Origin of the sequence: Bizionia sp. (assembly GCF_048259285.1) — a bacterium.
Taxonomy (GTDB): domain Bacteria; phylum Bacteroidota; class Bacteroidia; order Flavobacteriales; family Flavobacteriaceae; genus Algorimicrobium; species Algorimicrobium hallyeonense.
The window spans coordinates 1-14,712 of record NZ_JBLXHU010000002.1; the positions used below are offsets into that span (position 1 = coordinate 1).

Sequence of the window (14,712 nt, forward strand, 5' to 3'; positions counted from 1 at the left end):
AAAACGGTAATGTAATTGGGACAGAAGACACCGTAACAGTGTCTCCAACTCAAAATTCAACTTATACCTTTGAAGTAACATATGATTTATGTACGGGTGGTCAAGCTACTGTTGTAGATGAAGTTGAGGTTACTTACACCAACCTTTCTACAGCTGATGGAACATTTGAAATGGATTTAGACTGTACGGGAGCAACTGCTACTATTCTTGGAGATACAGGTGGAACATTTGCTTTCAACCCAGAACCTACGGATGGCGCTATTATTGACCCAACAACCGGAGAGATTACTAATGGTACCTCTGGAACAACTTATAATGTACAATATACAGTAGGAGAGGCTGGTTGTCCGGCTATTGTTACGGAAATTATAACATTGCCAGCGGCAGGAGATCCTTCCTTCACATTAACCGCAACATGTGACGGTGCTATTACTACAATTGATGGTGATAGCGGAGGTACGTTTGTTTTTAATCCAGAACCTGCAGATGGCGCAACAATAGACAGTACAACAGGTGAAATTTCTAACGGTGTTAGTGGTAATACCTATACTGTTGAATATACTATTTCTGGAACCTGTCCTGTTACGAGAACAGAAACTGTAACCGTATTATTACCAAGCGACCCATCTTTTACGCTTTCAGCAGATTGCGTAAGTGCAACAGCAACTGTAACGGGAGATACTGGAGGTGTATTCACATTCAATCCAGTGCCAACCGATGGTGCAACCATTGATTCCGCTTCTGGTGAAATTACGAATGTTGTAGCAGGTGCAAGTTACACGGTAGAATACACAACAGTAGGCGACTGCCCAGAGACAGCAACGCAAACAATAAGTATTCCGTTAATAGCAGATGCAGCATTTGAAATGACAACATCGTGTACAGGTGCAACAGCTAATGTAACTGGTGATACAGGTGGTGTATTCACATTTAATCCAGTACCAACGGATGGTGCGGTATTAGACATGAATACCGGTGAAATTACAAATGGTGTTCCTGGATCTTCTTATACCATAGAGTATACAGTAGGTGATGTTAGTTGTGAAGCAACAACTTCAGAAACAATAACCTTGCCAACGGTTGGTGATGCATCCTTTACCTTAACTGCTAATTGTGATGGAGCCGTAGCAACTATAGATGGTGATGCAGGAGGAACATTTACCTTCAACCCAGTACCAACGGATGGTGCAACTATAAATGCAACCACAGGAGAAATCTCGAATGGTACCGGTGGTACTACGTATACAGTAGTATATTCAACGTCTGGAGTTTGTGCAGAAACAGAAACACAAACAGTAACAGTGCTGCCAGGAGGTGATGCTTCATTTACAATGACAGTAAATTGTGATGGTGCTACCGCTGTTCTAACAGGTGATACAGGAGGAACATTTACATTTAATCCTTTACCAACAGATGGAGCAACTATAGACCCAGGTTCAGGTGAGATTATGAATGTAGTATCAGGAAGTAGTTATACGGTTGAATATACCACGGTAGGTACTTGTCCAACAACGGCATCGGAAACAATAACTATTCCGGCAGAAGAAGACGCTTCATTTAGCGTGGTTGCAATATCATGCGAAGGAGCAACTATAAGTATTTTAGGAGATACGGGAGGTACATTTACTTTTAACCCGATTCCAAACGATGGTGCAACCATAAATGCAACAACGGGAGAAGTCCAAAATGCTGAAACAAACACGTCGTATACAATTGCGTATACTACAACTGGACCTTGTCCCGTATCATCTGAAGTAACATTTATTACAGATGAATGTTTGGTGCAGGTTATTCCGCAGGTTATCACACCAAATGATGATGGCGTAAACGATACGTTTGATCTAAGTGGTTATGATGTGAGTAGTTTAGAAATATTCAACCGTCATGGTGTTAAAGTATTTAGCCATAAAAATGGAATTTATACAGACCAGTTTAGAGGAGTTGCCGATAACGGTGATGAATTACCGGTAGGAACTTATTATTATATCATGAAATATCAAAATGGTAAAGTGAAATCATCATGGGTATATATCAACAAGTAAACGAACGCAACCAAAATTTAATAATGAAAAAACTATATATAATTTTCGTATTCTTATTGTCAGCATCCTTTATGCATGCACAACAAGACCCGCAGTACACGCAGTATATGTATAATATGAACGTGATAAACCCAGCTTATGCCGGTTCCTTTGAAGGAATTGCTATTGGTGCTCTTTATAGAAGCCAATGGGTTGGGTTAGAAGGTTCGCCTAATACTGGAACACTCTCTATTAGTGCGCCAGTTGGAAAGCGCGTAGGTCTCGGTTTATCCTTTATTAATGATGAAATTGGACCAGTTAGAGAAAATAACGTCTATGCTGATTTCTCATATACCTTACCATTAGGAGGTGATAACAAATTAGCCTTTGGTGTTAAAGCAGGTGCAACCTTTCACAAAGTTGGATTGGTGGATTTGGACGTCATAGATATGAATGATCCCTTCCTTCAAGAAGATGTGGATGGCGCTACACCAAACGTTGGTGCCGGTGTTTATTTCTACAAACCAAACAAATATTATGTGTCGGTTTCTATGCCAAATATGCTTAACTCCGTGCATTTAGATGCTACAAACGGTGTTAAAGTTGGATCTGAAACACAACACTTATTTGCTGGAGCAGGTTATGTATTTAATTTATCTGATAATTTCGCATTAAAACCTCACGGTATGATGAAAATGGCGTTTGATGCGCCTATCAGTTTTGATGTAAATGCAAACCTTTTCATGTTTAATATTGTGGAAATTGGAGCAGGATATCGTTTAGAGGATTCTTTTACTGGAATGATTAACTTTATGGTATCTCCTAATTTAAGAATTGGTTATGCTTATGATAGTGTGCAATCAGATTTAAGTTATGCAACATCATCATCACATGAGATATTTATTAACTTCGATTTCAGTTTCACCAAAAAAGTATCGCGTTCACCACGTTATTTCTAATCACTTAAGCTAAACATAATGAAAAACATTAAAATATTTATAGCACTTATAGTCATGAGTAGTTTAAGTGCGACTGCTCAAAATAAAGCTACGGAATCTGCTGATAAGCATTTTGCTAAATTCGAGTTTGTTCAAGCTATTGCAGGTTACAATAAACTGGTTGAAAACGGTGAAGGAGACACCTATGTCTATTCACAATTAGGAGAAGCTAATTATAATATTTTCAATACAGTTGAAGCGGAACGCTGGTATGCCAAAGCTTTAGAATCATCAGATAATGCTGAAATGGTTTACAAATACGCTCAAATGCTTAAAGCAAATGAAAAGTACCAAGAAGCCAATGCACAAATGGCGCGTTTTGCTCAATTAAAACCAAGAGATGACCGTTCAAAAGCGTTTAAAGCAAATCCTCATTATTTACCATTAATATTGGAAAAAGCAAAAGAGTATACCATTCAAAATTTAGAAATTAATACTGAAAATTCAGATTTTGGAGGCGCAGTTTATAATAGTCAATTGTATTTTACAACAGCTAGAAATAATGCTAGACGTAACTACGGATGGAATGACCAACCATTTTTAGATGTTTACGTTTCAAATATTCTTACAGATGGTACATATCAAGAAGCTGACCCCGTAAAAGGAGATATTAATACAAAATACCATGAAGGGACTGTAACATTTACTCCGGATGGAAATACCATGTATTTTGCGCGTGAGAGTTTCTTTGAAGGCGAATATGAAAAAGATTCAATCTCTAATACAAAATTCAGTGTTCTACATATATACAAAGCAAATAGAGATGGTGATAAATGGCGAAATGTTGAGTCGCTTTCTTTAAATAATTCTAGCTACAATGTAAATAGTCCTGCTTTAAGTGCAGATGGCAAAACGTTATATTTCCAATCAGATATGCCAGGAGGTCTTGGATTATTTGACCTGTACAAAGCACCAGTAAATGAAGACGGTACAGTTGGAGAACCAGTAAATTTAGGAGACAAAGTAAATACAGAAGGAAACGAAAAATTCCCATTTTCAAGTTCTAACGGAACATTATACTTCTCTTCAGATGGTCACTTAGGACTAGGTGGTTTAGACGTATTTTATATGTCAGAAGCGGGTGAAGCTGTAAACGTAGGTGTTCCCGTAAATAGTAATGTAGATGACTTTGCGTTCACTGTAAACGAGGAAACAGGAGAAGGCTTTGTGTCTTCTAATCGTTCTGGAGGAAAAGGTGGCGATGATATATATGCAATAAAACGCCTAGTACCATGTAATGTAAATGTAATTACAACCGTAGTAGATAATGATACTAGTAATCCTTTAGCGGGCGTTTCTGTTAAAATTAGAGATGCTGCAGGACGTGTGGTTTCAACGCAAACATCAGATGTTAAAGGTAAGGTAGAATACACTGTTTCTTGCGATAAAACTTTGGAAATTGCCGGTGTATTAGAAGGCTATGAAAGTAATACAATTAGCTTTGCAGGGAGTAAGGATAAGGAAGCGTTATTGCTGCTTAATTTAAATCCTATTGATAAAATTATTGTGCTAGATCGTGTTGTATTGAATCCAATATTATTCGATTTTGATAAATCTAATATTACACAACAAGGGGCATTTGAATTGGATAAATTAGTATCTGTTATGAAGAAATATCCAAATATGATTATTTTGGCAGAATCTCACACAGATAATAGAGGTCCAGCTTCATACAATGAAAGATTATCAGACAGACGTGCTAAATCTACCGTTCAATATGTAATCTCTAAAGGTATAGATGCTTCCAGAATTTCTGGAGTAGGAAAAGGTGAAAATGAGCCTAAAGTAGATTGTAAATCTAATTGTACAGAAGCAGAACATAAAACAAATAGACGTTCAGAGTTTATTATAGTAAGTGGAAATCCTTCTGAAGAATAATGCAAACTAATTATTAGTTATAAAAAAAAGCCTTGCTATTAATTTAGCAAGGCTTTTTATTTTCTTCGTGTTTAATGTCAATTTTTTGCATTTTACTATAGATTATAAAACGGTCTTTAATTAAAGCGTAAAACTGAAATTTAGCTTCCTATAGTCCGTAATATAACTAGTAAATATGCAACCACCATCTGGTATTAAAATTCATACGAAAAGCTTTTTATTTTAAGTGTACCTAAAGTTTGCGCATAAAAAAAGCCCCGAAGAAAATTCGGAGCTTTGTTATTATTTAATTTGTTTACCATCTTTATCAAAAAAGTGGTACTCTAAGTATGTGTAAGCATCTCTTGGTAATATTTTGACCCATTTTTTATGTTCAAAAAACCATTTTGAACGTATTGATGGAATACCTTTGGTTAAAAAGGCTGCTATAAAAGGATGTGTGTTTAAGGTCACCTTTGTATAGTCTTTTTTTAATAATTGTTCAAGATCGTGAGTAATTTTCGACACAATACCTATTGGTGCTTCAACATCGGCTCCATTAATGGAATCCGGATTTTCCTCTCGCGTTTTAATGTTCATTTCTGGACGTACGCGTTGTCTTGTAATTTGTACTAAACCAAATTTACTTGGTGGTAGTATTTTGTGTTTCGCTCTGTCATCTTTCATTTCATCACGAAGATGATTGTAAAGCGTTTTTCTGTTTTCTGCTTTCGTCATATCAATGAAGTCAATAACGATAATGCCTCCCATATCACGTAAACGAAGTTGTCTAGCAATTTCGGTTGCAGATATCATATTAACTTCCAAGGCTGTATCCTCTTGATTTTTAGCTTTATTGGAACGATTACCACTGTTTACATCAATAACGTGTAAAGCTTCAGTGTGTTCTATTACCAAATAAGCGCCTTTGGACATAGAAACAGTTTTCCCGAAGGATGTTTTAATCTGTCTTTCTACACCAAATTTCTCAAAAATGGGAACATTGGATTGATATAATTTCACAATTGATTCTTTTTTTGGTGCAATTTCTTGCACATAATCTTTAATTTGAATGTAAAGTTCTTCATCATCTACATGGATATTGGTAAACGTATCGTTAAAAATATCACGTAATATTGATGAAGCTTTATTCAATTCGCCAAGTACCTTACTTGGGTGGTGTGCTTTGTCTAGTTTTTTACACATTGCGGTCCAACGACCAAGCAAATTTTGTAAATCTTTATCTAGCTCTGCTACTTTTTTGCCTTCTGCTACTGTACGAACAATAACGCCAAAACCTTGGGGAGTAATACTCTTTACAAGGCGTTTTAAGCGGTCTTTTTCTTCTTTGTCCTCTATCTTTTGTGAAATAGAAATACGATCAGAAAAAGGCACCAAAACAATGTATCTGCCAGCTATGGATAACTCGGAACTAATCCGTGGTCCTTTAGTGGAAATTGGCTCTTTTACTATTTGTACTAATGTAGATTGATTTGATTTTAAAACGTCCGTAATTTTGCCGTCTTTATCAATATCTTTTTCAAATGGGAAATTCTTTAAAGAATAGTCTTTTAGTTTACCTGTGCTTACACGTTTTGTGAATTTTAAAAGGGAAGGGAGTTTGGGTCCTAAATCATGATAATGTAAAAAGGCATCTTTTTCGTAGCCTACATTTACAAACGCAGCATTTAAACCCGGAACAGCTTTTCGTATTTTGGCAATAAACACATCGCCAACGGAAAAGTTATTACCGCCTTCATCTTTCTGTAATTCAACTAGTCTTCCATCTTTTAATAAGGCAAAATCAACAGCGTCTGAACCAGACCGAATAATTAATTCTTTATCCATTTTGTTAATTTTTATCTACCATACCAATGGTATGACAGATGGATTAATACTATTTTTTCTACTGTTCATTACAAACAATAGAAAGAACACCCAAACTATAATCCGTTTTTACACGGAATATAGTTAAGGTATCTCACAGGATTTTTTTAAATCCGAAGAGCAACTCGATATATAAAACCTTTATATAAAGCGAAACTCAATTTCAAAGAACTCTTTGTTGTAAAAACCAAAAAAGTAGTTAAATAACTACTTTTTAAGCTTACTTCTTCTTTTTGTGACGGTTAGCGCGTCTTCTTTTTTTACGCTTATGCGTTGCTACCTTGTGTCTCTTTCTCTTTTTACCACTTGGCATAAGTTACTTGTTTTAAGTTAATAATTTAATGTTTTTACTTGACGTCAACATTCGTTTTAACACCTTCTACAAATACTTTTGCAGGTTTAAATGCAGGAATATTATGAGCAGGTATTTTGATAGTTGTATTTTTAGATATATTTCTTCCAGTTTTTTCAGCTCTAGTTTTAATAATAAAGCTACCAAATCCTCTTAAATAAACGTTATCTCCACTCTCTAATGAAGTTTTCACTTCCTCCATAAATGTTTCAACAGTTGCCTGTACATCGCCTTTTTCAATTCCTAATTTTTCAGAAATTTTTGCTACTAAATCAGCTTTTGTCATGTTAATTATTTTATTGTTTGCTATTAATCTAATAAGGGATGCAAATATAGGAATTTAAAATTCAATATTTCAAACCTAATTCATTAAAATTTAAGAATATAAACCTTTACTTTTGCCGTTAGCAACCTACTTCAATGCATTTTACAAAAACTTTAACAAATTGGTATTCAATAAATAAGCGTGATTTGCCGTGGCGAAATACCAAGAACCCATACTATATATGGTTATCCGAAATTATTTTGCAACAAACCCAAATCAAGCAAGGTCTGCCTTATTACGAAGCCTTTGTGTCGCAATATCCTACAGTTTTCAATCTTGCAAATGCTCATGAAGAGGCTGTTTTAAAACTTTGGCAAGGATTGGGTTACTATTCACGAGCTAGAAATTTACATGCTACAGCCAAGTCTGTGGCTTATGAGTTACATGGAAATTTCCCTAATACCTATAAGGATTTACTAAAACTAAAAGGAGTTGGCGATTATACAGCCAGTGCCATTGCCTCCTTTTGTTTTAATGAGGTGGCTGCTGTTGTAGACGGTAATGTATATCGTGTGCTTGCCAGATTTTATGGAATACATACTCCTATTAATAGTACGCAAGGTAACAAGGTGTTTAAAGCCTTGGCAATGGATCTTATTGATGCTAAAAACCCAGCCAATTTTAATCAAGCCATCATGGAATTTGGCGCCATACAATGCAAACCTAGTAGTCCGGACTGTTCGGTTTGTCCTTTAAGAGAAAGTTGTGTGGCGTTTAGGGAAAACGAGGTAAACGTCCTGCCTGTTAAAATTAAAAATAACAAACCTAAAAACAAGTTCTTTAATTTTTTGGTTTATGTAACGGATGGTGGGTATACGATACTAGAAAAGCGAAAAGGAAAAGGCATCTGGCAAAATCTCTATCAATTTCCGCTATTAGAATCTAAACATAGTTTAGATGAAGCCGATTTTTTACAGCAATTAAATCCGGATGATTCGGTTGTGAAAGTAACCTTATATAATCCGGTTGATATTATTCATAAATTGTCACATCAGCATTTACATACCAAGTTTTGGATTATACAAACTACCAATTTGCCAAAAATAGGTATTCCCATTTCAGAAATTGAAAACTATGCCGTTCCTATTTTGATTAAAAACTTTATTGATGTTTTCAATTTTCAATCTGAAATTTAGGGAGCTCATATTTTTTTACTAAATTTAAGTTTATGAATAGCAAAAGCGTAATTTTGCCAAATAAATAAAGAATCATGTCAGGAACATTAAATAAAGTTATGCTAATTGGGCATTTGGGAGATGAAGTAAAGATGCATTACTTTGAAGGTGGTGGCTGTATTGGCCGTTTTCCGTTGGCTACAAACGAGACGTATACCAGTAAACAAACCAATGAACGTGTAACAAACACCGAATGGCACAATATTGTAGTTAGAAATAAAGCCGCTGAAGTTTGCGAAAAATATTTAAGCAAAGGCGATAAAGTATATATTGAAGGTCGTATTAAAACAAGAAAATGGCAAGATGATACAGGAAATGATCGGTACTCTACTGAAATACAATGTACAGATTTTACGTTTTTAACAACCAAAGGCGAAAGTGGTAGTTCCCCATCCAGTCAGCCACAACAACAACAACAAACACATAGTGCACAACCACGTCAAGAGCCTATTACTCCCAAGCCGGAAGTAGATATGCCGGAAGACGATTTGCCATTTTAAACGTCATTAAAACCAACTATCATTGGACCTAGAACCTCCCAGTTTTTTATCGTTAATTATCTCCGTTGATTATTCCATATTTTTAGGAATAGCACTCCTATTTGTGTTATTGCTTTGTTCCGCCTTAATTTCAGGAGCAGAAGTAGCATTGTTTTCATTAACCAGAACAGATATTGAAGACGAATCGCAAACAAACACAACGGCTGTCAATATTATTGTTAAGCTATTGGAGCGTCCTAAAAAACTGTTGGCAACTATTTTGGTGGCCAACAACTTCATTAATATTGGTATAGTAATTCTCTTTGCCTATTTGGGGCAATTTATCTTTAAAAGCATTCAAATACCGATTGTAAAGTTTTTGGTAGAAGTGGTCGTTATCACTTTTTTAATTTTACTATTTGGTGAAATTTTACCAAAAATTTACGCAAGTAGAAACCGAATGAAATTCGCCATTTTTATGGCTTATCCATTACGAGTTTTAGATGTAATTTTTTCACCATTGAGCTTGCCAATGCGCAGTATCACGTTAGGAATTCACAGTAAATTAGGTAAGCAGAAATCTAATTTAAGTGTAGATCAACTATCGCAAGCCTTGGATTTAACAAGCGAGGCAGATACCACCAAAGAAGAACACAAAATTTTAAAAGGTATTGTATCCTTCGGGAATACAGATACCAAGCAGGTCATGAGACCACGTATTGATATTTTTGCATTAAATGTCAACCAGAAATATTTAGAAATTATTCCAGAAATTGTGAGTAATGGTTATTCCCGAATCCCTGTTTTTGAGGAAAATATTGATAAAATAAAAGGGATTCTCTATGTAAAAGATTTATTACCATTTTTAGACCGAAAGCAATTTGATTGGACCAGCTTGCTACGGGAGCCATTTTTTGTTCCAGAAAATAAAAAGTTGGACGATTTAATGGTGGAATTTCAAGAAAAGAAAGTGCACTTGGCTGTTGTAGTTGATGAATATGGTGGCACCTCGGGATTAATTTCTTTAGAAGATATTATTGAGGAAATTGTGGGTGATATTAGCGATGAGTTTGATGATGAAGACTTAATTTACTCCAAACTAGATAATAATAATTATGTTTTTGAAGGTAAAACAGCTTTAAAGGATTTTTATAAAATTGTAAAAGTTGAAGATAACAGCTTATTTGAAGACGAAAAAGGGGAAGCGGAAACCTTGGCTGGCTTTATTTTAGAATTCTCAAAAAGTTTTCCCAAACAGGGCAGTAAAATATATTTCGGAAATTACGTTTTTATAATAGAAGCTTTAGATAAAAAACGGATTACTCGTGTAAAGGTAACTATTCCTTAAATTTATCTTATTTAATTTAAAACAAATGAAGTTTAAAAGTGTTATAATCATAATTCTAGCAATAACTATAAGCGCATGTGGTAATGATACCTTGCCAAAGCCTGCAGCACATTTACGATTGGAATATCCTAAAGCTGACTATAAAAGGTTAGAAGCCGGTTTTCCGTTTACTTTTGAAAAAAATGAATTAGCCGCGGAAATTAAGGCAAGAACTATTGGAAATGATTCTGGTAGCTATGGAATAGATTTAATGTATCCTGCATTAAAGGGCACCATTTATTTAACCTATAAACCAATTAACAATAATAAAGAACGGTTATTAACCTTGCTTAAAGATGCGCAAGGATTTACACAAGAGCATACCGTAAAGGCAGATGAGATTGCGGAGCAACTTTACGAGAATAAAGAGCGAAAGGTTTACGGCATGTTTTATGAAGTTGGCGGTAATGCAGCATCACAATCCCAGTTTTATGTAACGGACAGTACCAGTCATTTTTTAACAGGATCCTTATATTTTTATGCAAAACCTAATTTCGATTCTATTTTACCTGCAGCAAAATATTTGCAAAAGGATATCCAACATATTATGGAAACCGTAACCTGGAAATAAAAAAAGCCACTCATTTGAGTGGCTTTTTGATATTATAAAATTGTAATTAAGCCTTCGCTTTATCTGCACAACATGCCATTTTACAGTCTTCAGCACAAGCTGTTTTTTCGGCTTCTGTTTTATCTGCACAACATGCTTTTTTACAATCTTTATCGCAAGCTTTTTTGTCAGCAGCATCTGGTGTAGCTTCAGAATCAAAACTATCAACAGTTTTCATATCTTTTACAGAATATACATCACCAGCTTTCTTTACAACTTCTTCTAAAGACATAGCATTAACTTTAGCCTCATCGTATTCTACCATTGCTAAACGTGTATCAAAATCAACTTTAGCCGATTTTACACCGTCCATTTTAGCCATTTTCTTTTCAATGGTTTTGGCGCATCCCATGGCGCATGTCATACCTTCAATGGTAAATTCTGCTTTTGCGTATGTCGCATTTGGATCTAATTCGGCCACAGCTACTTCGGTAGTTTCTGTTTCAACCGTTACCACTTCTGGTGCTGTTTCATTTTTACAACTTGCAAATACTAAAGCTAGTACAACAAGTGTCACTATATTTTTTAACGTTTTCATTTTAATTGTAATTAAGTTCATTACAAAATTACTAAATATTGCCATTTATTGCATTTAAAATTGGAATTTTGTGCCTTGAACCGTTTTTGTATGAAGCAAATTAGTAGTAAGTGGTTATATTTAGTCGTGCTTTCCGTGATTTGGGGTACATCATTTATTCTCATTAAAAAATCACTTTTAGGACTTACACCGTATCAATTAGGTGCTGTTAGAACCATAATTACAGGAATTTTCTTGCTTGCTGTAGGTTTTAATAAGCTTAAAACCATTGATAAACGCCAATGGAAATGGATTGGTGCATCGGGTTTTTTAGGATCTTTTTTCCCCGCTTTTCTATTCGCAATTGCAGAAACTGAAATTGATAGTGCTGTAGCATCTATTTTAAATTCATTGGTGCCATTGAATACTATTTTATTAGGGTTTGCTGTTTTTAAAATAGCATCAACCAAGCGTCAAATTTTAGGTGTGATAATTGGGTTTGTTGGAACGGCTATCCTTATTTTAAAAGGTGCCGAGCTAAATCCGGAACAAAACTATTTATATGCTGGTTTTGTTATAATTTCAACAGTAATGTATGCGGCTAATGTGAATATTATTAAACGCTATTTACAAGATGTGAAACCCTTAGCTATTGCAGCCGGAAATTATGCGGTTATTACTATTCCTGCTTTAATAACTTTATTTTTTGCAGATTTTTTCACCACGGAAACTTTATCCAATCCAAATTTAAAAATGGCATTGGTTTATGTCATCATTTTATCCTTTTTTGGGACGGCTTTGGCAAAAGTGCTATTTAATAAACTGGTTCAAATGTCTACGCCAGTTTTTGCGTCTTCAGTCACTTATTTGATGCCTATTATTGCATTGGTTTGGGGTGTTTTGGATGGTGAAGGCTTTAGTTTATGGCAAGGTTTAGGTTCGCTTATTGTTTTACTAGGTGTGTATTTATCTCATAAGCGAAAAAAATAAAAGCCCGAAGTGTCCTCCAGGCTTTTAAAATATAATGTTTAATGTTTAATTATTCGAAATCGGCATCTGAAACATCTTCATTTACTTTAATTTCTGATACAATAAAGTCAATTGTTCTTGGACCCATTGTTTGCGAAATTTTAAAAGGAAATTTAACACCTGACACATCTTTATAGTTACTAAAGAAAGTGGCAGATTGGCCCATTTCTGAAGCCTCTATTTCTTTGATTTTTAAGCCAGTTTCAACACTGTAATACACTGAAGTTTTTTCGTCAACTTTAATTTTATAGGCATTTTCACCTTCTATTTTTTCAATTTTCTCTAAAGTAACACCACCATTAAGATAGTTTACTTCAGGGAATGGAGACGACTCGACCTGGGCTTCTTTAACTTCGGCTTCCGTCATATCTTTACGTTGACCTTGCGCAAACGAATAACCAGCTGTACCATCTAAAACTTGTTTTTGCGTTTGCCCCATAACGCTTATTTGTTGTAATGATTGGTTCTTTATGGTTTTCTTCATTTCTAAATTAATTACCACACCTGGTTGTAATTCTGCTTCAGCTGTAATGTAAACCGAGTTAACCTTATCTAAATTTGCTTTGCCACCAATAGCGTCAATATAGGCGTTAAGCACTTTATTGGCATTCATGTCCGCAGGCATTTCGATTTCGTATTCTGGTTTTTCAGTTAAATCCGCATACTTATCATAATAGCGAATTGGTAATCCTACTTTTTCAAGGTTTTCAAGAACTTCACTTCCGTTTCCAACGACAATAACACGCGCATTTTCAGGTCGCATATATTTTTTAGCTGCTGTTTGTACATCTTCAATAGTTACATCGTTTATCTTTTGAAGATACGTTTCGTAAAAATCTTTTGGTAAGTTGTTTAACTTAATATTCAAGGCATAACTTGCAATAGTTTCTGGACGTTCAAGAGCCATTACAAAGTTTCCAGTGTATTTAGCTTTTACGTTACGCAATACCTCTGCATCTACAGGTTCATTATTAATACGTTTAATTTCTTTAAGCGTTTCCACAACGGCACTATCTGTAACTGTATTTCTAACTTTGGCAGTTGTACTAAAACGAGACATGCCATAGCGATTAGCACCTAATCTGGAGTACGAACCATAGGTGTAACCGTGCTTTTCACGAAGGTTTAAAAATAAATAACCTTCGCCACCACCACCAAGTATTTCATTTGCAATTAAGGCCGAGAAATAATCAGGGTCACTCATTTTTAATGAAACATTGTTGGTAACAGAAATATTAGACTGTGTTGCACCAGGAACATCAATAAAATTGATTTGAGGAACTGGTAAGCTTTCTGCTGTTTTTGGAATTGTAGTGGATACACTAGCATCTGTTTCCCAATCTTTAAAGTATTTCTTTACTTGTTTCTCAACGGTTCTAAAATCAACATCACCAATAACAACTAAATAGGCGTTGTCAGGATTCATGTATTGTTGGTAATAGGCTTTAATATTATCAAACGTAATATTTTTAATTGTTTCTTCGGTTGTAAACTCGCCATAAGGATGTAGTTTTCCGTAAGATAATGCACTACCAACACGACCTGCAATAGCATCCGGGTTTTTATCGCTATTTTTTAAGTTTTCAATCAGCTTTGTTTTTTCCGCTTCAAACTCTTCTTCGGTTAATAATGGATTAATAACAGCATCTGCCATTAATTCCATAATACGTTCTGAATATTGCGTTAATGAACTAGCAAAACCGCTTCCAAAACCTAAATTAAGACTAGCACCTAAAAAATCAATTTCTTCATTAAAGGCATCCTTTGGAATGGATGTTGTTCCATTTCCTAACATAGAGCCTAATACGCTAGTTACACCAGCAATATCACCTTCAAAAATGGGGCTGTTATCTATTCGTAATGAATAGGAAACACGTGGTAATTTATGGTTTTCAACAACTAAAACTTTTAAGCCGTTTTTCAATTCAAATTCGCCAGGTTCCTCTAAAGTAATTTTTGGAGCTGGTCCAGCTTTTGGTTGTTTAGATCGGTCTATTTGAGCTGAAACGCTTAGAGCGATAAAGAACAGGACAACAAAAGCAGATAGTTTCATTTTTATAGTATATGTATTCATC

At 35.0% G+C, this 14,712-nt stretch carries 12 protein-coding genes; 8 read left to right on the forward strand and 4 right to left on the reverse strand.

Annotated elements, in window-relative coordinates:
* The 3 genes from ACN0QX_RS00935 to ACN0QX_RS00945 form a co-directional block, all read left to right on the forward strand.
* A partial coding sequence (locus ACN0QX_RS00935; RefSeq protein ID WP_417195089.1) for a gliding motility-associated C-terminal domain-containing protein occupies window positions 1-2,042 on the forward strand: 2,042 nt, incomplete at its 5' end.
* Between the two features lie 23 nt (window positions 2,043-2,065).
* A complete protein-coding gene (locus ACN0QX_RS00940; protein ID WP_248396372.1) occupies window positions 2,066-2,980 on the forward strand; it encodes a type IX secretion system membrane protein PorP/SprF in 915 nt (304 codons plus the stop codon).
* An 18-nt stretch (window positions 2,981-2,998) separates the two neighbouring features.
* Window positions 2,999-4,897: an OmpA family protein gene (locus ACN0QX_RS00945; protein ID WP_417195091.1), complete on the forward strand. Its 1,899-nt coding sequence runs from the start codon at window positions 2,999-3,001 to the stop codon at window positions 4,895-4,897.
* A 282-nt stretch (window positions 4,898-5,179) separates the two neighbouring features.
* On the opposite strand, the gene ACN0QX_RS00950 is transcribed toward ACN0QX_RS00945, so the two are convergent.
* Window positions 5,180-6,724 (reverse strand): Rne/Rng family ribonuclease, encoded by a 1,545-nt coding sequence (locus ACN0QX_RS00950; protein WP_417195092.1) that lies wholly within the window; start codon window positions 6,722-6,724, stop codon window positions 5,180-5,182.
* Window positions 6,725-7,110: 386 nt separating this feature from the next.
* Window positions 7,111-7,401 carry an HU family DNA-binding protein gene (locus ACN0QX_RS00955; protein ID WP_019386001.1) on the reverse strand — a complete coding sequence of 97 codons (291 nt, stop codon included), beginning with the start codon at window positions 7,399-7,401 and terminating at the stop codon, window positions 7,111-7,113.
* Between the two features lie 134 nt (window positions 7,402-7,535).
* Here ACN0QX_RS00955 and mutY point away from each other — a divergent pair, with 134 nt between their 5' ends.
* The 4 genes from mutY (at window position 7,536) to gldD (ending at window position 11,052) form a co-directional block, all read left to right on the forward strand.
* A complete protein-coding gene (gene mutY, locus ACN0QX_RS00960; RefSeq protein ID WP_417195093.1) occupies window positions 7,536-8,576 on the forward strand; it encodes an A/G-specific adenine glycosylase in 1,041 nt (346 codons plus the stop codon).
* 74 nt (window positions 8,577-8,650) lie between these two features.
* Window positions 8,651-9,115 carry a single-stranded DNA-binding protein gene (locus ACN0QX_RS00965; protein WP_417195094.1) on the forward strand — a complete coding sequence of 155 codons (465 nt, stop codon included), beginning with the start codon at window positions 8,651-8,653 and terminating at the stop codon, window positions 9,113-9,115.
* 22 nt (window positions 9,116-9,137) lie between these two features.
* Window positions 9,138-10,442: a gliding motility-associated protein GldE gene (locus tag ACN0QX_RS00970; RefSeq protein ID WP_248396362.1), complete on the forward strand. Its 1,305-nt coding sequence runs from the start codon at window positions 9,138-9,140 to the stop codon at window positions 10,440-10,442.
* Window positions 10,443-10,467: 25 nt separating this feature from the next.
* Window positions 10,468-11,052, forward strand: coding sequence for a gliding motility lipoprotein GldD (gldD, locus tag ACN0QX_RS00975; protein WP_248396359.1), 585 nt, complete (start codon window positions 10,468-10,470; stop codon window positions 11,050-11,052).
* Between the two features lie 46 nt (window positions 11,053-11,098).
* On the opposite strand, the gene ACN0QX_RS00980 is transcribed toward gldD, so the two are convergent.
* Entirely contained in the window at window positions 11,099-11,629 is a 531-nt protein-coding gene (locus ACN0QX_RS00980) for a heavy-metal-associated domain-containing protein (RefSeq protein ID WP_248396357.1), read from the reverse strand.
* 90 nt (window positions 11,630-11,719) lie between these two features.
* Between ACN0QX_RS00980 and ACN0QX_RS00985 the strand changes: the two genes are divergently transcribed.
* Window positions 11,720-12,598 carry a DMT family transporter gene (locus ACN0QX_RS00985; protein WP_248396355.1) on the forward strand — a complete coding sequence of 293 codons (879 nt, stop codon included), beginning with the start codon at window positions 11,720-11,722 and terminating at the stop codon, window positions 12,596-12,598.
* Between the two features lie 49 nt (window positions 12,599-12,647).
* On the opposite strand, the gene ACN0QX_RS00990 is transcribed toward ACN0QX_RS00985, so the two are convergent.
* Window positions 12,648-14,711: a M16 family metallopeptidase gene (locus ACN0QX_RS00990; RefSeq protein WP_417195095.1), complete on the reverse strand. Its 2,064-nt coding sequence runs from the start codon at window positions 14,709-14,711 to the stop codon at window positions 12,648-12,650.
* Window position 14,712 lies beyond the last annotated feature (1 nt).

Bases quoted from the DNA above. Each gene is read 5' to 3' on its own strand.
- ACN0QX_RS00940 (WP_248396372.1), top strand. From the start codon at position 2,066: ATGAAAAAACTATATATAATTTTCGTATTCTTATTGTCAGCATCCTTT.
- ACN0QX_RS00945 (WP_417195091.1), top strand. From the start codon at position 2,999: ATGAAAAACATTAAAATATTTATAGCACTTATAGTCATGAGTAGTTTA.
- ACN0QX_RS00950 (WP_417195092.1), bottom strand. From the start codon at position 6,724: ATGGATAAAGAATTAATTATTCGGTCTGGTTCAGACGCTGTTGATTTT.
- ACN0QX_RS00955 (WP_019386001.1), bottom strand. From the start codon at position 7,401: ATGACAAAAGCTGATTTAGTAGCAAAAATTTCTGAAAAATTAGGAATT.
- mutY (WP_417195093.1), top strand. From the start codon at position 7,536: ATGCATTTTACAAAAACTTTAACAAATTGGTATTCAATAAATAAGCGT.
- ACN0QX_RS00965 (WP_417195094.1), top strand. From the start codon at position 8,651: ATGTCAGGAACATTAAATAAAGTTATGCTAATTGGGCATTTGGGAGAT.
- gldD (WP_248396359.1), top strand. From the start codon at position 10,468: ATGAAGTTTAAAAGTGTTATAATCATAATTCTAGCAATAACTATAAGC.
- ACN0QX_RS00980 (WP_248396357.1), bottom strand. From the start codon at position 11,629: ATGAAAACGTTAAAAAATATAGTGACACTTGTTGTACTAGCTTTAGTA.
- ACN0QX_RS00985 (WP_248396355.1), top strand. From the start codon at position 11,720: ATGAAGCAAATTAGTAGTAAGTGGTTATATTTAGTCGTGCTTTCCGTG.
- ACN0QX_RS00990 (WP_417195095.1), bottom strand. From the start codon at position 14,711: ATGAATACATATACTATAAAAATGAAACTATCTGCTTTTGTTGTCCTG.